The sequence below is a fragment of the Helicobacter sp. MIT 21-1697 genome (assembly GCF_026241255.1).
Lineage (GTDB): Bacteria > Campylobacterota > Campylobacteria > Campylobacterales > Helicobacteraceae > Helicobacter_C.
The window spans coordinates 82,304-100,907 of the sequence record NZ_JAPHNC010000006.1; the positions used below are offsets into that span (position 1 = coordinate 82,304).

The 18,604-nt window shown below is 36.5% G+C and carries 19 protein-coding genes; 10 read left to right on the forward strand and 9 right to left on the reverse strand.

The window, feature by feature from the left end; genetic code table 11:
- Nucleotides 1-4: 4 nt before the first annotated feature.
- The 4 genes from rsmG to tatB are packed head-to-tail and all read right to left on the reverse strand — an operon-like array spanning nt 5 to nt 3,028.
- Nucleotides 5-601, reverse strand: a complete 597-nt coding sequence (gene rsmG / locus OQH61_RS07090) for a 16S rRNA (guanine(527)-N(7))-methyltransferase RsmG (RefSeq protein WP_266026677.1) — start codon at nt 599-601, stop codon at nt 5-7.
- Nucleotides 598-1,689 carry a tRNA preQ1(34) S-adenosylmethionine ribosyltransferase-isomerase QueA gene (gene queA / locus OQH61_RS07095; RefSeq protein ID WP_266026678.1) on the reverse strand — a complete coding sequence of 364 codons (1,092 nt, stop codon included), beginning with the start codon at nt 1,687-1,689 and terminating at the stop codon, nt 598-600. The genes rsmG and queA overlap by 4 nt, the downstream gene beginning before the upstream one ends.
- Nucleotides 1,686-2,483: a twin-arginine translocase subunit TatC gene (tatC, locus tag OQH61_RS07100; protein ID WP_266026679.1), complete on the reverse strand. Its 798-nt coding sequence runs from the start codon at nt 2,481-2,483 to the stop codon at nt 1,686-1,688. The genes queA and tatC overlap by 4 nt, the downstream gene beginning before the upstream one ends.
- A 2-nt stretch (nt 2,484-2,485) precedes the next feature.
- Nucleotides 2,486-3,028 (reverse strand): Sec-independent protein translocase protein TatB, encoded by a 543-nt coding sequence (gene tatB / locus OQH61_RS07105; RefSeq protein WP_266026680.1) that lies wholly within the window; start codon nt 3,026-3,028, stop codon nt 2,486-2,488.
- Between the two features lie 158 nt (nt 3,029-3,186).
- Between tatB and serS the strand changes: the two genes are divergently transcribed.
- Both serS and OQH61_RS07115 read left to right on the forward strand, forming a co-directional pair.
- Nucleotides 3,187-4,455 carry a serine--tRNA ligase gene (serS, locus tag OQH61_RS07110; protein WP_266026681.1) on the forward strand — a complete coding sequence of 423 codons (1,269 nt, stop codon included), beginning with the start codon at nt 3,187-3,189 and terminating at the stop codon, nt 4,453-4,455.
- A gap of 13 nt (nt 4,456-4,468) precedes the next feature.
- Nucleotides 4,469-6,952 carry a tetratricopeptide repeat protein gene (locus OQH61_RS07115; RefSeq protein WP_266026682.1) on the forward strand — a complete coding sequence of 828 codons (2,484 nt, stop codon included), beginning with the start codon at nt 4,469-4,471 and terminating at the stop codon, nt 6,950-6,952.
- Nucleotides 6,953-6,962: 10 nt separating this feature from the next.
- Here OQH61_RS07115 and OQH61_RS07120 read toward each other — a convergent pair whose 3' ends face one another.
- Nucleotides 6,963-7,304 carry a hypothetical protein gene (locus OQH61_RS07120; RefSeq protein ID WP_266026683.1) on the reverse strand — a complete coding sequence of 114 codons (342 nt, stop codon included), beginning with the start codon at nt 7,302-7,304 and terminating at the stop codon, nt 6,963-6,965.
- A gap of 229 nt (nt 7,305-7,533) precedes the next feature.
- Here OQH61_RS07120 and OQH61_RS07125 point away from each other — a divergent pair, with 229 nt between their 5' ends.
- The 6 genes from OQH61_RS07125 (at nt 7,534) to OQH61_RS07150 (ending at nt 12,505) form a co-directional block, all read left to right on the forward strand.
- Nucleotides 7,534-8,817 carry a citrate synthase gene (locus tag OQH61_RS07125; RefSeq protein ID WP_266026684.1) on the forward strand — a complete coding sequence of 428 codons (1,284 nt, stop codon included), beginning with the start codon at nt 7,534-7,536 and terminating at the stop codon, nt 8,815-8,817.
- Nucleotides 8,818-8,880: 63 nt separating this feature from the next.
- The gene (locus OQH61_RS07130) at nt 8,881-9,417 is read left to right on the forward strand and encodes a 50S ribosomal protein L25/general stress protein Ctc (protein ID WP_266026685.1); all 537 of its coding nucleotides are present in this window, start codon (nt 8,881-8,883) and stop codon (nt 9,415-9,417) included.
- Complete coding sequence (gene pth, locus OQH61_RS07135; RefSeq protein ID WP_266026686.1) at nt 9,417-10,088, forward strand: aminoacyl-tRNA hydrolase; 672 nt, start codon at nt 9,417-9,419, stop codon at nt 10,086-10,088. The genes OQH61_RS07130 and pth overlap by 1 nt, the downstream gene beginning before the upstream one ends.
- Before the next feature lie 3 nt (nt 10,089-10,091).
- A complete protein-coding gene (locus OQH61_RS07140) occupies nt 10,092-11,171 on the forward strand; it encodes an LptF/LptG family permease (protein WP_266026687.1) in 1,080 nt (359 codons plus the stop codon).
- Between the two features lie 73 nt (nt 11,172-11,244).
- Complete coding sequence (locus tag OQH61_RS07145) at nt 11,245-11,925, forward strand: F0F1 ATP synthase subunit A (protein WP_266026688.1); 681 nt, start codon at nt 11,245-11,247, stop codon at nt 11,923-11,925.
- Nucleotides 11,912-12,505, forward strand: a complete 594-nt coding sequence (locus OQH61_RS07150) for a thiamine phosphate synthase (protein ID WP_266026689.1) — start codon at nt 11,912-11,914, stop codon at nt 12,503-12,505. Before OQH61_RS07145 ends, OQH61_RS07150 begins: the two co-directional genes overlap by 14 nt.
- On the opposite strand, the gene OQH61_RS07155 is transcribed toward OQH61_RS07150, so the two are convergent.
- The gene (locus OQH61_RS07155) at nt 12,474-14,189 is read right to left on the reverse strand and encodes an LTA synthase family protein (protein ID WP_266026690.1); all 1,716 of its coding nucleotides are present in this window, start codon (nt 14,187-14,189) and stop codon (nt 12,474-12,476) included. The genes OQH61_RS07150 and OQH61_RS07155 overlap by 32 nt on opposite strands.
- Nucleotides 14,190-14,253: 64 nt before the next feature.
- A complete protein-coding gene (locus OQH61_RS07160) occupies nt 14,254-14,556 on the reverse strand; it encodes a hypothetical protein (protein ID WP_266026692.1) in 303 nt (100 codons plus the stop codon).
- Between the two features lie 109 nt (nt 14,557-14,665).
- Between OQH61_RS07160 and OQH61_RS07165 the strand changes: the two genes are divergently transcribed.
- Together OQH61_RS07165 and OQH61_RS07170 are read left to right on the forward strand one after the other, a co-directional pair.
- Nucleotides 14,666-15,535, forward strand: a complete 870-nt coding sequence (locus OQH61_RS07165; RefSeq protein WP_266026693.1) for a DMT family transporter — start codon at nt 14,666-14,668, stop codon at nt 15,533-15,535.
- 127 nt (nt 15,536-15,662) lie between these two features.
- The gene (locus tag OQH61_RS07170) at nt 15,663-15,977 is read left to right on the forward strand and encodes a TRL-like family protein (protein ID WP_266026694.1); all 315 of its coding nucleotides are present in this window, start codon (nt 15,663-15,665) and stop codon (nt 15,975-15,977) included.
- Between the two features lie 35 nt (nt 15,978-16,012).
- Here the strand turns inward: OQH61_RS07170 and OQH61_RS07175 are convergent, their stop codons facing one another.
- Together OQH61_RS07175 and OQH61_RS07180 are read right to left on the reverse strand one after the other, a co-directional pair.
- Complete coding sequence (locus tag OQH61_RS07175) at nt 16,013-16,816, reverse strand: polysaccharide deacetylase family protein (RefSeq protein WP_266026695.1); 804 nt, start codon at nt 16,814-16,816, stop codon at nt 16,013-16,015.
- Entirely contained in the window at nt 16,785-18,590 is a 1,806-nt protein-coding gene (locus tag OQH61_RS07180) for a Na/Pi cotransporter family protein (protein ID WP_266026697.1), read from the reverse strand. Before OQH61_RS07180 ends, OQH61_RS07175 begins: the two co-directional genes overlap by 32 nt.
- Nucleotides 18,591-18,604 lie beyond the last annotated feature (14 nt).

The following is an 18,604-nucleotide window of genomic DNA, read 5'->3' on the forward strand; positions in this document are numbered from 1 at the left end:
AAATCTATAAATCACGGCTGTGTTTATAGTAATAAATACGATTTTCTCGTGTAAAACATTCCTCTATGCTCATACTTGGCATCTCTTGGCGGAATCTTGTGCCTTTATAGAGAAGAAAATAACCCTCACTTTTAAGAAACTTGCGTGAAAGTGAAATAAGCTCTTTGGCGTCCATAAGCGCACGCGAAGTGATGAGGTCAAGATTATTGACTTCAGTAATGGGCACATCTTGAATGCGAATAGAGCGCACCTGCACATTATTGAGTTCTAATTGTATAATGATATTTTGTAAAAAGCAAGAACGTTTATTGCGTGGCTCAATGAGGATAAAATGTGATTGTGGCTTGGCAATAGCAAGGGGGATTGCTGGGAATCCTCCACCCGAGCCTATGTCCATACAGCTTGCAAAATCATCAATAAACTTTAATGGATAAAGTGAATCAAAAATATTTTCCATCACAGATTCTATGCTACTCGCACCTGTGAGATTGTGAATCTTATTCCATTTGAGCAGTTCATCACCAAAGGTAGTAAAGTGTTTATAGCATATTTCTGGCAACATAATGCGATGTCTTTGAAGTCTCTCTTGTAAATCTATCATAGTATCAACATTCCATCTCCATAGGAGTAAAATTTATATCCCTTATTGAGAGCAATATCATAAATCTCAAGACATTTCTCTCGCCCTATCATTGCACTTACAAGCATCATTAAAGTGCTTTTAGGGAGATGAAAATTTGTAAGCAAGTAATCTACGCGTTTAAAAGCCTTGCTTGGATATAAGAAAATATCGCACTCTCCTTGCAAAACTTTATATCTTGCATAATATTCTACACATCTCGCACTTGTTGTTCCGATACAAAGCACCTTGTGAGCTTGTTCAATAGCGACTGCACTTTGAGGCGAGAGAGAAAAAGATTCTTTATGGATAGAATGCTGACGTATATCTGGGCTTTCTACCCCCATAAATGTTCCTGCACCTACGTGTAGGGTTAAAAAACAAGTTTGAAAATGTGTCTTTATAGATTCTATACTTTCTTGGCTAAAATGCAATGAGGCAGTAGGAGCAGCGATTGACCCAAGTTTTTTACCAAAGACACTTTGATAAAAATACGCATCTTGTGGTGTATCGTGGCGTTTAATATAAGGAGGAAGAGGAGTATGCCCATATTTTTCAAGCATATCAAGCACTTGTGTAAGTCCAAGTATGTGTTCATTGTGCATAAAACTCACCACGCGTAAGCCATTATCAAGGCATTCTTGGACTTGGGCGCTAAAAGATAGATTTTGAGAATCTGTGTGTATCAGAAGCATATCACCGCATTTTACGCGTCCTTTAATTTGCACAAGAAAAAGTGGCACAGATGTTGATGGTAAGGGTTTATGATAAAAGATTTCAAAAATTTTATCACTTGGTTTTTGTGTGGTGTAATCAAGTTTATGAGCGTAGATTCTCGCTTTGATGACGCGCGTATCATTGAATACAACAAGAGTGTCTTGTGGCACAAAATCACAAAAATGATAAAAATCACTATGGATAATGCGCTCATTCTCTCTTTGATAGATAAGTAACTTTGCACTTTCGCGAGGATTGGCTGGATTTTGCGCTATGGCAGAAGAAGGCAAGGTGTAATCATAGCTAGAGAGAGCAAAGTCGTTTTCTTGGATTTTTTGCTCAAAATATGTCATAAAGAACTCTCTTTGTCCTCTTGTTTTTCTTGCAAATCTGTTTTGGCAATGTCTTCTTCATCTTCTTCCTCATCTTGAGGTTGAGCTGGATTAACGAATTTGAGTACGACAATAGAGATTCCATAAAGTGCTGTGAGAGGAATAGCTAAAAGAATTTGTGAGATTGCATCTGGCGGGGCAATAAGAGCAGCAATGATAAATATAAGCACCACTGCATATTTAAAAAAATTCTTTAGGCTTTCATCTGTGATTAAACCTACTTTTCCCAAAAAAAAGCATAATACAGGCAATTCAAAAGCAATACCAAAGCCGATAACAAGGCGGATAAAGAATGTAAAATAATTTTCTGCTGTGATGTAGGCTTCAAATTGGTCATTGCCAAAGAGCAAGACATTTTTAATAATAAAAGGAAGCACGCCAAAATAAGAAAATACCACACCGATGGCAAACATAGTCGTCCCAAAGAATACAAAGGGAATCACTACTTTTTTTTCATTTTTATATAAGCCCGGAGCGACAAAAATCCATACTTGCCAAAAAATAACAGGCGTAGAGATAACAAGTGCGGCAAAAAGCGCAGATTTCATTGCGATGAAAATCCCCTCTATCATACCTGAAGCAATGAATTTACCTCTTACTTCACTTCCTAGCACTTCAACAAGAGGGAGTTTGATAATGTGGAAAATTTCTTCCCAAAAGCCAAAGCACGCAACAAAGGCAATAAACAATACAGAGATACTAACAATAAGTCTTTTGCGTAAGTCTTGTATGTGTGGTTTGAGGTCTTCAAGCATAGCTATGAATCCTTTGTAGATGGTGAAGTTTGTGCAGATTCTATCAAAGGTGAAGAATGCACAGAATCTGTTGGATTTTGAGGACTTTGCGTGGCGTATGCAATCTCTTTTGTAGAATCTGTGGGTAGGGATTGCTCTATGGCAGATGTTTGTGTTGATGAGGGACTTTCATAGCTTATATCACTATTAAGAGATGTCAGAGTGCTTTGTAGATTTTTTGCTTCTTGTGAGAGAGATTCTTTTGTCTCTTGCAAGGGTTTGGCAAGAGAATCCACGCTTATTTCGCGTAATTCATCAAGCTTTATATCTTTTGTGAGTTTATTGACTTCACTTTCAATGGTATCTTTGTATTTAAGCGCTTCTTGTTTGATTTCAGAGAGCTGAATTTCTTTATCAAAACTTTCTTTTGCCTCTGCCATAGTTTTTTTGACAGCGCGGAAAAATTTGACAATATCAACAATAGTTTGCGGAAGTTTGTTAGGACCGAGTGCAATAACTGCCACAATCAAAATAACTAATACTTCAAAAATACCAACACCAAACATACTTACCTCGTTTTCACTCTACTAAACTACTCACATAACTAGATTCATAATTTTATAATAACTTAGTAACTTTACAAGTTTCTTGCTTGGCTTTTTAGGAATAAAAAATGCTTTTTTTGGTTAAAATTCGCAAGTTTAAGAGATAAAGTGGAGCAGTGATGATTGATACAAAGGCATTAATAAATCAATTTGATGAGATAAAAGCGCGACTTGCCATTAAAAAGGTGAGTGAAGAAAGTTTAAGCGAACTTAAAAAGATAGCTCTTGCTTATAAATCTTGCAAGCAGGAGCTTGAGGAGTTGCAAGCATTTCAGAATAAGACTTCAAAGCTTTTTGGGCAATATAAAAGAGAGCAAAAAGATATTACAGAGCTCAAAGTAGCACTTGATGAAAATAAAATGAAAATGAGCACTTTAGAATCCGCCCTCAAAGATATAGAATCGCATTTAGAGATTCTTGCTTATGGGATTCCAAATCTGCCTGATGATGCTACACCACAGGGCGAAGATGAAAATGATAATGTTGAAATCAAAAAAGTGCTTACACCACCACATTTTGATTTTGCGCCTAAAGAGCATTGGGAGCTTGGTGTTACAAATGGGTGGATTGATTTTGAAGCGGGAGTGAAACTTGCCAAGAGCAGATTCTCTGTTTTACGCGGAATGGGTGCTAAGATCAATCGTGCGCTTATTAATTTTATGCTTGATTATAATGAAAAAGCAGGGTTTGAATCTGTCATAACACCTGTGATTGTTAATGCACGTGCACTTTTTGGCACAGGGCAGCTGCCAAAGTTTGAAGAAGATATGTTTAAGGTGGATTCTCATTTTGATGATGAACAAAGTGAGCACGATTTGTATCTTATCTCTACTTCCGAAATTACTCTTACTAATCTCTATCAAGATAGCATTATTCCAAGTGAGGAATTGCCTATTATGCTTACAGCTCAAACGCCTTGCTTTCGTAAAGAAGCAGGAAGTGCAGGGCGCGATACACGCGGAATGATACGCCAACATCAGTTTGATAAAGTTGAGCTTGTGGCTATCACTCACCCAACTCAAAGTGTAGCAATGCAGGAAAAAATGGTGCAAACAGCAAGTGGGATTTTAAGTGAATTGAAGCTTCCTCATCGTTTGGTGCAGCTGTGTGGAGGTGATTTGGGCTTTAGCGCAAGCAATACAATTGATATTGAAGTGTGGCTTCCGGGGCAAAATTGTTATCGCGAGATTAGTTCTATATCAAATACGCGTGATTTTCAAGCGCGTAGAGCAAAGATTCGTTATAAAGAAAATGGTAAAAATGCTCTTGTGCATACATTAAATGGTTCATCATTGGCAGTAGGGCGCACACTTATTGCGATTATGGAAAATTATCAGCAAGCTGATGGGAGTATCATAATCCCTGAAGTATTACACAAGTATCTATAAAAAGTGAGCAATTATGGCAGAAGAACAAGAAAACAATGTCGGTGATAATTTAGAAATCCCAGATTCGCAAGGTAAAGATGGTGCGAATGAGGGAGATTCTCAAAATCAAGAAGGCACAGAATCTGCTGCTGGGCAAAATAAAATTAAGGCTCTTATAGGGACACTTGAATCGCGCTTGCAACCTTTTTTACAAATGCTCAAAGAAAACAAGGTATTAATGATTGGTGTGATTGCTATTTTTGTGCTTATCGTAATATTTTTAATATTAGTCATTGTATTACTTTTGAGTAAAAATGCCCCACAAGAAGAGCCAGAACCTACACCTATTTCGCGCAAAATTATTGAGCCAGCTCCGATTCTTGGTGCTTCTAAGCGTCCAGAAGTTGATAATACAGAACTTGGAAATATGATAAAAAAAGCGAATCTCCTCTATACGCAAGGCGATAAGATGGAGGCTCTTCATTTATTTGAAAATATTGCTGTGTATTCACAATCCATTGCTTATTATAATTTAGGTGTTATTGAGCTCAAAGAGGGCGATTATAAAAAGGCAATTAATTCTTTTGATGGAGCAATTAATGCTGGAGAGGATATTAGCGTAAGTGCTTTTAATGCCGCTTATAGCGCATATATGTTAGGTGATATGAATCTTTATGAATATTATTTGGGGATTAGCTCAAGTTATTTATATTACACAGCAAATCAACCGCTTTATTCCTATCTTTATGGTTTGTTGCAATATTATAAAGGATTTTATTTTGAATCCCTTTCGCCCTTTTTGAATCCAAGCTCAACAAGTTATGCAAAAGAGAGCAAAAAAATGGCTTCAGAGGCGTTTTTGGTTTTTGGTGATGAATATAATGCACTTGCTCAACTCAAACAAGTGGCAACTAAAGATGATAATTTTGCTATTGCACTTTTGCACGCTCGGCTTGGAGAATACACACAGGCAAAGCGATATTTATACGAATATCTTGGCTCACATATAGGCGATGCGCAAGCACTTATGGCTTTACAGCTTATTGAGCTTAAAAGTGGAAATTTTAAAGAGGGTGCATTAATTTTAGAACGACTTAATGCTAAAGAAGAGGACGCAAAAGTTTTTAATGATTATCCGATTAAGGTTAAATTGCGTGATGATTTGTTTGATATTAATCTTGCGCAGGAAAATTTTTGGAATCGCCGCTTTGAGCATAATAAAATACTCGGCTATAAGATTCTCTTTTATTATGCGCCTTTCAGAGTGTTTGATGCAAAAAATGCTTTAGCAATTATTGAAGATGGGAATATCAATGCTTACTCAAATAATATTGAGAGTGCTAGAAGCATTTTGCAAGAGGGGCAAAAAGTTTCACAAATTAACCGTTCTCTTGCACAAGATTTGCGCACTTTATCCCTTAATCAAGATATTAGAGAAACGATTAAGTCAATGGAATCTCTGCTTAAAGATTATCCAAATCATTCAATTTTGCATTATAATGTAGGCTTACTTTATGCGCAGATGAGCGATTTTGACAATGCGTATTTACATTTTATTCGCGCCTATCATCTTGATGGTAATGATACAATGTCAGGTATTTTTGCATTAATGTGCGCCGAGCTGACTTATAGAGATACTTCGCGTCTTAGCAATTCAATTTCTAATGATTTAGCAGAAATTAATTATACAAGCAAAATTGAGTATAATTTTTTACTTTCGCTCTTTCGTTACACGGGCAATTCTCCTTCAGATTCGCTCGCTTGGCTTAATAGTATGCAAAGTGAAGCCTTGCAGGATAGAAAGCCTATTTATTATGCGCTTGATGCCGTGTATGGTATTTATACCGCAAATGCAAATCAAATAGTGGGTGCATTTGAGAGGATAAAAAAGATTTACACCAAAGATGTTGTGGCAAATACAATGTATGAGCTAGGCAAACGATTTGGCAGTAATTTAAAAGATTTTGCCTTGCAAATGAATATTATTTATAAAGAAAAAAATCTTGATATGCGCTCAATTTATTATGGTCCTTCTCTTGCGCGTGAATTATATGTATATGTGGGTTTTGTAACAGGTTCTCTGCGTTCTGTGCAAGAAGAATTAGAAGCGAAGCTTGTGGTAGAAACACGCACAAGCAATGGCATTTTGCAGGCATTAGCACTTTCAAATATATACAGCAATGATTTTGAAAAGGCTTTCGCATTTTATAACTCATTGCTTGATGATTTGCACGAAGATGATTCTCAAACACGTTTTTATGCTGCGATTGCGGCTATGGGAGCAGGTCGCCACGAAAACGCAGTAGCTCTTTTACAGCTTTCAAAGATAGAATCTGCGACTAATTTTGAAGCACGATATGCGCTTGGATTGCTCTATCAGGAGGGCAAGAATATGAAAGCTGCGACACAGCATTATGATAAAATCGCAAATACAAACTTTGAATCTGAATTTTTTGATTTTGATATTGATACAAGTGATTTGCTTGATGTAGATAAACAAGCAAATAAGGACACATAGTGCCAAGGAGCTAATTTGATTTGTTTTTATAGCATTTACGGCGTGCGCGCTGGGCTTTGCGTTGAGCAAGGAAGATTCTATAATTTGTCTGCCACCAAAGATAATCTTTGATATGTCTTTGTTTTTTGTAGGTTGTTTTCGCATTTGGCGCAAGAGATTCTACAATGTGTAATGATTCTTCAATGATTTGTTCTAAATCTTGAAATTCATTTTTGTCTTGTTCCTTGGCAAGAATTTCAAGTTTGTCAAGAATCTCTTGAGGCATAAGTTCTCGTTCAGCTTTTGTAATATGGAGCAAAGGCGCAAGTTCTTTTCTATCCTGTGCTGTTAAGACAACCTTATGCTTTGACATATTTTCTCCTTCGTTTTAAGCTTTGATGTGATTATATAAAACAAAGTTATACAAAAAACCAAAACTTCTAAAAAATAAATAAGAAAATGATATTTTTGAAAATAAAATGTAAGATTTGGCACTTTTGGTGCTAAATGTATGCAAAATTTAATTTTTTTTTGACTTTTGAAATAGGTTTGTGCCATAATAAAAGCGTATAGATTCTAAAATTGTTAAAAAGGAGAATACAATGGCAAGCATTACTTTAACAAATAATGAGACAAAAGAGAGCTTTGAATTTGAACTCATTGAATGCACAAGAGGACCAAAAGCAGTGGATTTTTCCAAGCTTTTTGAACGCGCTAATATTTTTTCTTATGACCCCGGTTACGGTTCAACCGCAGGATGCAAATCAACCATTAGTTATATTAATGGGAAAGAGGGAGAACTGCTTTATAAAGGGCTTCCGGTAGAAAAAATTGTAGAAAAATATCAATTTACTGATGTGTGTAAGTTGCTTATTACAGGTGAAGTTCCTAAAAATGAGACAGAAACCAAAGAGTTTGAGATTGAGCTTGTGCATCGCAGCTTTTTGAATGAGGGACTCATTAATATTTTTAATGCATTTCCTGATAGTGCTCACCCTATGGCAAATCTCTCTGCCTCTCTCTCTGCACTTTCTACTTTTCATTTCCGCCATTTAGATATGGGTAATGAGGAAGAACGTCAAGTGATGGCAAGACGAGCAATTGCTAAAATTCCTACACTTGCAGCGTTTGCATATAGACATTCTTTAGGGATTCCTTATATTTACCCTGATGTTGCGCGTGGCTATGTTGAGAATTTCCTCTATATGTTGCGTGCATATCCGGGTGGAAAAATGAAACATACAACTAAGGGTGAGGTTGAGATTACTCCCTTAGAGGTAGAAGCAATGGATAAGATTTTTACACTTCACGCTGACCACGGGCAAAATGCTTCCACTACTACTGTGCGGAATGTCGCTTCTACGGGCGCACACCCTTATGCAGCATTAAGTGCTGGGGTTAATGCACTATGGGGTGCAGCACACGGAGGTGCAAATGAAAAAGTGCTAGATATGCTTAATGAGATTGGCGATGCAAAAAATGTAGATAAATACATTAATAAAGCAAAAGATAAAAATGACCCATTTAGGCTTATGGGCTTTGGACATCGTGTGTATAAAAACTATGACCCACGCGCTAAGATTCTTAAAAAGCTCAAAGATGATCTTGATGCTAAGGGCATTAAAATGAATGCACGATTAAGCGATTTGGCGCATAAGGTTGAAGAAGTGGCGTTAAGTGATAGTTACTTTGTAGAGCGAAATCTTTATCCAAATGTTGATTTTTACTCTGGTATTATTCTTTCTGCACTTAAAATTCCTGTGTCTCTTTTCACACCTATTTTTGTTATCGGACGTATGCCGGGTTGGTGTGCACAGCTTTTAGAGCACGTTAAAGACCCAACTACGAGAATCACACGACCAAGACAAGTATATATAGGTGAGTAACTCAAGTGTATTTAAGGGTTTTTAGCTATAATGCAACCCTTAAATTTTCACAAAGGACACACAATGTTAGAAGGACAGATTAGAGAGAGTATTTCAAAATCTCAAGCAAAAGCTTTGAGGAATGATGGTTATCTAATTGCAAACATTTATGGCAAAGGGCAGCAAAATATTCATTGTGCCTTTAAGCTTAATGATTTCATTAAAGCAATGAAGCAAAAGACTACCTTGATTTTTCCTGTGAAAGTAGGCAATAAAACTTTGGAAGTGGTGATTCAGGAGTATCAAAAAGATCCCGTAACAAATACGCTTATCCACGTGGATTTGCTTTTGGCACAAAAAGGTATTTTAAATAAATACAAAGTTCCTGTAAAAGTTAAAGGAAGCGCGAAAGGGTTGAAGAATAAAGGTGTGCTTTTTGTTTCTACAAAGCGCATTAGCGTTAAATGTGCTGCTGAAAATCTCCCTAATGTTTATGAGCTTGATGTGAGTGATTTAGATGTGGGGGATTCTATCCTTATTCGCGATTTACCACAATTTGATAATGTAAATGTGCTGAATCGTCCATCTGTGGCAGTAGTTGGAGTTATTAAAGCCAAATAATGTCTTGCCTCCTTGTCGCAGGACTTGGTAATCCGAGTGCCAAATATCAAAATACTCGGCATAATGTTGGGTTTATGGTGCTTGATTTTTTATCAAAAGAATTAGGTTTTGATTTTTCTTTGGATAAAAAGTTTAATGCAGAGGTAGGTGTTGTCAAGATTGATTCTCACAAAGTTTTTTTTCTTAAACCACAAACTTTTATGAATCTCTCTGGCGAAGCTATTGCTCCTTTTGTGCGGTATTTTGATATTACGCATACATTTGTAATTCACGATGATATTGATATTGGTTTTGGTAATATACGTTTTAAATATGGTGGCTCAAGTGGCGGACATAATGGCTTAAAATCTATTGATTCTCATATGGGAGATACATATTTTAGGTTGCGTTTTGGCGTAGGACGAGGCGTAGATAAAAATGTAGTGGAATATGTTTTGAGTGATTTTAACATACAAGAAAGAGAGCAGCTTGACAGACTGATTACGCACGCTAAGCAAGCAGTTATGAGCTTTTGTAATATGGCACAATATCCTAAAGAGCATATTCTTGCCTATTTGCAGCAGCATTTTACTCTTAAAATGTCTCAATCCACAGCACCCCAAGCTCAAAATACTCAATCCTCTGTTGCACAATCTTCGCAAATGCAGCATACCAGATTTACACAAGGGTAGAGAATGATTTTTCGTTTTGTGGGTATATATTATCTTAAATATTTTTTTATTATTTTTCTAGGCTTGGAAGGCTTTTTTCTTGCCATTGATATGCTCAAGTATGTTGATGAATTGCCAGATTCTGCAAACTTGCTCATTTTATTTTTATTTTATGATGGAGTATTTGCACTCACTTATACTTTGCCTATATCGCTTGTGTTATGTTCAATTATGTTTTATATGGCATTTCTCAAAAGCTCACAACTAACAGCACTTATGGCTTTAGGATATTCTAAGCGACAGATTCTTGCGCCTTTACTTCTTATTTCAAGTATGCTGATTGGCGGATTTATCGGGCTTAATACAACATCTTTTGCCTACGCAAAAGAATATGCAGAATCCATTATCTATCAACAAAATACACAAAATGCGCGTGAGAATCTCCTTTTAAAAAGCGACAATCAATATATTTTTGTCCGAAAACTTTATCCCTTACTGAATGAACAGGCAAGAGCAGAGGGCATTAAAATTTTTACACTTGATGGTGAGCATAAGCTTAAAAATTATCACGAAGCACAAGAGGCTTTTTTTGAAAATAATGTTTGGATTCTTAAAAATGTCAAAAGCCTTGAGGTTGCCCCTTCGCTTACACTTGGCGAAAAAGCTTTAAGCATAACCACAAGTGGGGAGCTTGAGATTCTCAAAGGTTTTAGTTCAAAAGTGCTTGAAACCATTGCGCAAGATAAACCCACAGCTTCAGTCATTGACGCACTCGCTTCGCTTAGAATCGCACACAAACAAAATGTGAGTTCTGATAAAATACGTAGTATTTTGTATGCGCTTCTTGTGATTCCATTTTTTGTGCCTTTATGTATTGCTATTATTTCCTATTATATTCCATCATTGCCTCGTTATGGGAATCTTACCTTTATTAGTTTTGTATGTATTATTGGTGCATTAGCAGTGTGGGGGTTATTTTTTTCTCTCTCACAATTAAGTGTTGCAGGGCTCATATATCCTGAAATAGGCTTATTGCTTCCTATGGGGATTTTATTTATGGTATTTTTGTGGCATATTCGGTATTTAAATCAAAAGTTTTCATAAAAATTTTAAAGTTTAAAGTAAAACTAACCAAAAACTGGGCACAATCAACCATTATAAATAAAGGGGTGTTGCTATGGACGAGAGACTTTTTACTTTTGCAGGGTTGATTAATCCTGATCACGACTTCATCATTGGTTTTCATACATTGCTTGTGGCAGTAATTCTACTTATTCTTGCACGATATGCGACATATAAAATGCAAGTTGTCCCAAGTGGCATACAAAATGTATTTGAATTTATTATTTCTGGCATTATTTCATTTGCTAAAGATATTGTAGGTGAGCAAGTTGCGCGCAAATATTTTCCACTTGCTGCGACTATTGCATTTTTAGTATTTTTTGGCAATGCCATAGGGATTATACCCGGATTTGAAGCTCCTACTTCAAGCTGGAGCTTTACGCTTGTGTTGGCATTAGTTGTATTTTTTTATTATCATTTTGAGGGTATTCGTGCTCAAGGCGTATTCAAATATTTTAAACATTTTATGGGTCCCGTATGGTGGCTTGCTCCGCTTATGTTTCCCGTAGAAATCATCTCACATTTTTCGCGCATTATTTCACTTTCTTTTCGTCTTTTTGGTAATATTAAAGGTGATGATATGTTTTTGCTTGTAATGCTAATGCTCGCACCTTGGATTGTGCCTGTTGCTCCTTTTGCAATCCTTACTTTTATGGCTCTGCTTCAAGCTTTTGTGTTTATGATACTTACTTATGTGTATATTCACGGCGCAGTGGTCGTGGATGAAGAACACTGATTTTATTACACTTCTTATTACGCCCCATATGAATGGGGCATATCTTGAGAATCTTGCGCTTAAAGTACAATCTTTGTCTGTTGATTGGATTATGTATCGTCATCAAAATAGTGAATGGGTGCAATCTTTTATAGACGCACTATCTCCGTTACACAAGCCTCTTTTACTTAATCTCCCTTTTAAAAATATAGAGGAGATATTGCATTTATCAAAAAGCTTTGCAGGTGTGCATTTAAAGTCCGCATATCTTTCTTGGATTACTCCTTTAAGGCAATCTTATGTTGATGAAAAAAAAATCATTGGATATAGCGCACATAGTGTAGATGAGGTCAAATATGCCTTAGCGTGTGGGGCGGATTATTGCACGCTTAGCCCGATATTTTCTACGCCAAATAAAGGCACACCACTAGGTATGGGAATCTTTCACCAGATACCACACTTTTTGCGTTCGCGCATTATAGCACTCGGAGGCATTAATCATCATCATATCCCTATTCTTAGGGAGTTAGGATTACTTGGTTTTGCAGGAATCCGCTGTTTTGAGGTATCTAATGAGAATCATTTTGGAGTTGTGGATTAAAAATCCGCCAAGCTATTGAGTAATCAAAAAGTTCTTGATAGGTAGAGCCAAAAGCCTTTTTGTAGGGCGAAAGATGTATTTGTGTATCAGTAGAGAGCAGTCCAAAGGCATCGTGAGAATCTTCCCATTTATAGCCCACATCACTTAGAATCGGATAAATACCCTCCCTATCAATCCAAACACTTGCATTATAGCCAAAAGCATATTTTTCATTATCTTCTTTGGCGAGGATATTGCGCCCACCTAAGCTCATATATTGTGTATTTGAAAGGCTTAACTCATAAAGTGTTGGCAATATGTCTTTGTGTGAGCCTACACGAGTTGGGTCATAATGTATATGATGTGCGTAGTCTTGTGGCACATAGAGATAAAGTGGCACAGCGTGATAGAGTGCTTTATCGGTGCTTGGGTTATGAATAAAATCCCTCAAACGATGGTCTCCGCTTGCAGCAACAATCGTATTCTTTCCTAAGGAAGAATTTTTTATATTATCCATAAAGTTTCCAAAAGCATCATTGGCATATTGATAGAGCAAGGTAAAAATTTTAATCTTACTTCTTGATTCATCTGTTGTTCTTGTCTTGAATTTTTCATTCAGGGCAATAGGTTTTGATGTGTAATTATGTGGGAGATGATAGGGTGGGTGATTACTCGTGGTAAGTATAGCAATAAAAGTTGGCTTTTGTGCATTTTCTAAAATCTCAAATGCAAACTTATAAGCATACTCATCGGGGATACCATAGGCGTTTTTGTCTATTTTGCTTTGTGGGAAGCGCTCCATAAGCGAGAGGGCATCATAAATATGATGTGCGCCTTGAATTGTAATAAATTCGCCTAAATTTTGCCACGAAGCATAGCCTGAAGTAATATAAATAACTTCGTATCCTGCATTTGCATAGATAGAAAATGGATTGTAAGGGAGAGGCGTATTTTTGGTAGCTCCACGCAAAATATGTGCAGTTGGACTATTAAAGAAAAGTGCGGCAAAAGAACCAGCAGTGCCATCTGTCCCTGATAGGAATTTATAAAATACAAAATCTTCTTTAAAATGTTTTCTCAATGAGCCAAGCAAGTCATTATGTGGAAACTCGTCATAGACGAGCATATTGCTACCAAAGCTTTCCATAAGATTGAGCACGATATGAGGCGGATTATGTTTTAAAAATACAGAATCTGCGCTTTTGTGAAGTAAAGGGAAAAGTGCTTTTTGCAAATTTTCACCTTTTTGGGGTGAGGGCGGAGTAAAATGGGCATTTGCTTTATAATCTTTATATGCCCAATCAAGTGCAAGAAGTGGATTTGTGGCGAGATGATTAAAAATGGGTAGGGTGGAGATATAGTAATTATTTGAAGTAATAGGAAAAGTCCCAAGTGAGCCACGCGCTGCAATAATCAAACAAATAATAAGGAGGAGATGTGCTAAGATAGATTGTATAGGGCGAAGTTTAGTATATGGGAGTTGTAATTTTGTTAAAAGAGGGGGCATTTTGGTTGGAATTTTATAGATATAAAGGGTAAGTAATCCAAAAAGAAAAGCACTACATACACCAAGCAGAACAGGATAATCTTGCCACATAATTTGCAAGATAGCAAGTGTGTCATCATCTTTTAATCCAAAAATAAAAACATCAATTTTGTTTCCATAGGTCCGAAAATAATAAAAATTAATAATCCCAGCCACCATAAACACAAAGCCAAGTAAAAAGGCATATATTTGTGGAATTAGGCGGATTTTTTCACAAAGATTATTATGCCCCCCCCCCCATTAAATTGTTTCTGACACGCATACTCAGAGTATATATTGTTTCTACAAGATAAGTTAATGCCATAAATCCAAGCATAGCAATGCCAATGCTGCGCATATCAAGTTTGAATCCCATAAACCACATTGCACCAAAATCGCTTAAATGTGATTCCCACATACTTTGAGGCAAAAAATGTGCTACCATAATACCACGTGCTAGTGTGCAAAGAAGTAGAAGAGTAAATATCAAAAGACAAGTGCGGATAATTAAAAGTGTAAGTGGGTGCTTTAACAGAGATAAATTCATAGAGAATCCTTAAATAAGCTTTCAAACCAGTGCATTATAGCATAAATTTTATCACCTACTTGTGTTAGAATCTCTTTTAACTCCGCACAGATTCTCTTTAAGGATATAAATGTCTCAATCTAAAAATACTCTCTTGTTCATTGCTTTGGCTGTTATGGCAGAATGTTTTATTATTTACGCAAGTGTGCTTGTCAAACTCACAGATATGTCGCCTATAAATCTAGGATTCTATCGCATAGCACTTGCTTTACCAATTTTTTGGCTTATGGTGAATACGCGTAGAAAGATTTTTCAAATCCCTTTGAAAGATATTGCCCTTATGTTTATAGCTGGGATATTTTTTGCTTTTGACTTACTCTTTTTTAATCTTGCTTTGCGCCATACAAGCGTTGCAAATGTGAATCTTTTTGCTTCCCTTGCTTGTTTTATCCTTGTCCCTATTGGCATATTTTTCTTTAAAGAAAAAATCAAAAAAAGTTTCTTTATTGGCGCTTTTGTAGCCATTATAGGTGTATGTGTGCTTGTTGGGGGCAAGGGAGATTTAAGCGTAGCGACACCTTATGGAGACTTTATGGCATTTTTAAGCGTGCTGTGTTATAGCTGTTTTTTGGCTGTGATTTACTCACTGCGGCGCAAATATGGCACATTTGAGATTATGTTTTTTGCTTGTGTGGGCTCAAGCATTGTGCTTTTAGCCTTAGTGCTTGTTTTTGAGGGGTTTGAGTTACCAAAGGATACTAGAGATTGGGGCATAGTAGTACTTATCACACTTTGTGGGCAGGTAATAGGGCAGGGATTCTTTAATTACATTATGGGTAAGGTTAATACCCAAACTTCCTCATTTTTACTGCTTTTTGCTCCTGTGATTGCTGCATTTATGGGCTTTATATTGTTGGGAGAGAATCTTGGTATATATGAAATATGTGGCATTGCGCTTATTATTTTTGGCGTGTATATAGCAAAGAAGGACAACTACTGATTTTACTTTTAGTGCAGAAAATATTGATTTACTCTTGATTTCGTTTTTTTTTTTTTTTTGTATAATCAGCGCTCCACATTAGGATTTATCCAATGTGTATAATATTTTATCTCATAAGGAGTTTATTATGAAAAAGCTTATTTTAGCTTTAGGTTTAGGTGGTAGTATGGCATTCTTTGCAGCTTGTTCTACAGCTGGAACAGCACCGGGTATGCTTTATACAGGCAATACTACTCCGGGTACAGCTACTTCAGCAAGTGGATCTTCAAAAGAAGGAACTGCAACTTGCAAAAATATTCTTGGTCTTGTAGCACTTGGTGATTGTTCTATTGATACTGCAGCGAAAGCTGGAGGTATTACTCAAATTAAGAGTGCAGACGCTAAGAATTTTGGTATTCTTGGACTTTACTCTACTACAACAGTGGTTGTAAAAGGTAACTAAGACTACTTTTTCTCCTCCTTATAGGAGGGGATTCTTTAAAGCTTACTAAAATGATAGCCTTTTTCTAAAAGGAGAGGCACAACTTCTTGAATTCCCGCAAATGTATCGCTTTGAGGTTTATTAAAATGGTAAATAAGAATTGAGCCATTGCGCACTTTTTGAACTTGTTTGATAATTTTTTCTTTAGAGAAAGTTGCTCCACCATCGCCCAACACATCAAAACCGCCGATTTTATAACCTAAGTCTTTGGCAATGTGTATGGCAATTTCATCATAATAGGCTGTGCCAGAGCGAAAATAATGTGCTCTCTTGCCTGTAAGAGTGAAAATAAGCCTATCATTATCCATAATTTCCTCATATACTCCGCGCACAGAATCTGTGCCTTTGATATGATAGATTGATTTACCATTTACGCTTAAAGGGCGGTGATTTGTGCCGTGATTTTGAATTGAAAAAAGTGGATTATGCGCAAGGAGCAAAAAATCTTCACGATGCTTACGAATCCAACGTGCATTAATGAATAAAGTCGCCTGAATATTATGAGCGATTAAATAATCAATCAATGCCTTATCATACGCCCCACCGCACGCATCAAAGGTAAGATATACCACAGGCTTATTTTTATCGGGTAAAAGCGAAGTTATACCCTCTAAATGCTCTCCCCATTGAGTGGGGCTAAGGTGCTCATATTTAGCCATAATAGATTCTATGCTTGGCGGACTTAAGTGTTTTTGATGTAAGAATATATAAGCTATAATGCCCACACTAGCGCATATAGTGATAAATATAAAACTTAGGATTACTCGTTTATTTTTCATCAAGACTTTCGCTTGATTCATTATCATTGCCTCCTATAATATTATTTGGCACTTGCTCTTTTTCTATATATGTTTTTTGGATTTGAATGATTGCATTTGCAAGTTCTTTGGCAATATTATGGCTAAAACCTATCGCATTAAGCAATGAAGTGCTATGAGAGACACTGATTTCTTTTTTGCTAAGCATAGATTCTATATGCACAATGGATTCTTTATCTATTTTTTTGAATGTCTTTTTTTGTGCTTTAAGCTTAATAATAGCCTCTTGTGGGTGGATTTGTCTATCAAATCCTATTTCTTGGATATTGCGCAAAAGTGCGGCAAGATGTATTCTTAGATTATTATATTCATTTGAGAGGATTGAATTTTTAGAGAGACTATTTTTTTTGAGATTAGGTTGTAAAAGTTCCATACTTTTTATAGCCTCAACAATATGACGCGAAGATGAAGTCAGTAGTGCAAATTTAGAAATATAAGCTGCATCTTGCGTGTGGGCTTGCACTTGTGTAGAAAAATCAAGTATGGCATTAAAAAGCACTTTGATTTTTTTGATATAAAAAATTTCAATATCAATATCTTCTTTTTTCCACACATCTTTTTTTAATACTTCACTCATATTTTTATCGCTAGTAATATCTGCGCGCGAAAGACCTAGAGAGTGTGCGATAAGTTCAAAAGCATTTTGGTAGAGATGTTCAATTTCTTTGATGAGGGCAACAAAAGCAGTATCTGGATAGCGCACGATTGTGCTGTTGATATAAAGAGGTTTATCTACTTGTGTATCTTTTTGTGTCATAAGTTTTTCAAGTAGATTCGCGATTTTGGGTATGATGGGTAGCAAAATTACAACGGCTACAAGATTAAAGAGTGTGTGAAATAAAGCAATGCGCAACACACTTTCTTCATCTAAGCCAAGAAACGAAGCAAGTGTGCTATTAGTCCATACAAAATAATCAAATGTTGCGATTACAAGGAGGGCAATCCCGAAGTTGAATATACAATTTGCTGCAGCTAGGCGCTTACCATCAATATTGGTGCTAAGTGAGGCTACTGCCGCAGTTACCACACCACCAACACTTGTGCCAAGTGTCGCAGCTAAAGCATTTTCATAAGTCATACTTCCTGCGGCAAATGCAGCAATGATAATAGTGAGCGTGGCGTGTGAGCTTTGCACAATAGCTGTCATCAATGCACCAAGCCCTACGAAAAAGAGCACTCCTCTTAAGCCTTCTATGGAATATTGTGAAAAGTCAATGATTTCTTTGTATTCTTCAAAGCCTTCTTTAATGTAGGATACACCTAAGAAAAAGAATCCAATACCAATAAAAATTTGTCCTACGCCTTTTGAGGTTTTATTGGCTTGAAAATTGAATAATACACCACCCACGACAAGTGGCAATGCAAGGGCTGAAATTTTCATACCGCTTACTCCTGCGATAAGCCACGAACCAGCACTATTGCCAAGATTTGCTCCAAACATTACGCCAATACCTTGTGAAAGATTGAGGAGTGCTGCTGAAACAAAAGATATGGAAAGCACAGAAACAAGGGAGGAGCTTTGCATAATTGCCGTAGCTATCGCTCCAAAACTTACACTTTTAACAGAGGTATTTGTTGATGTGGTGAGAAGATTCTCTAAAAATCCTCCATTAAACACTCTAAAACCATTACCAAGACTAAGCATACCAAAGAGTAAAATTGCAAGTCCAGCAGTAACACTCGTAAGAGCTTCACTCGTAGAGACAAGATAGATGATTGTAACGATACACAGCGGGATAAGATACTTTTGAAACATTGTTCCACCTTTCA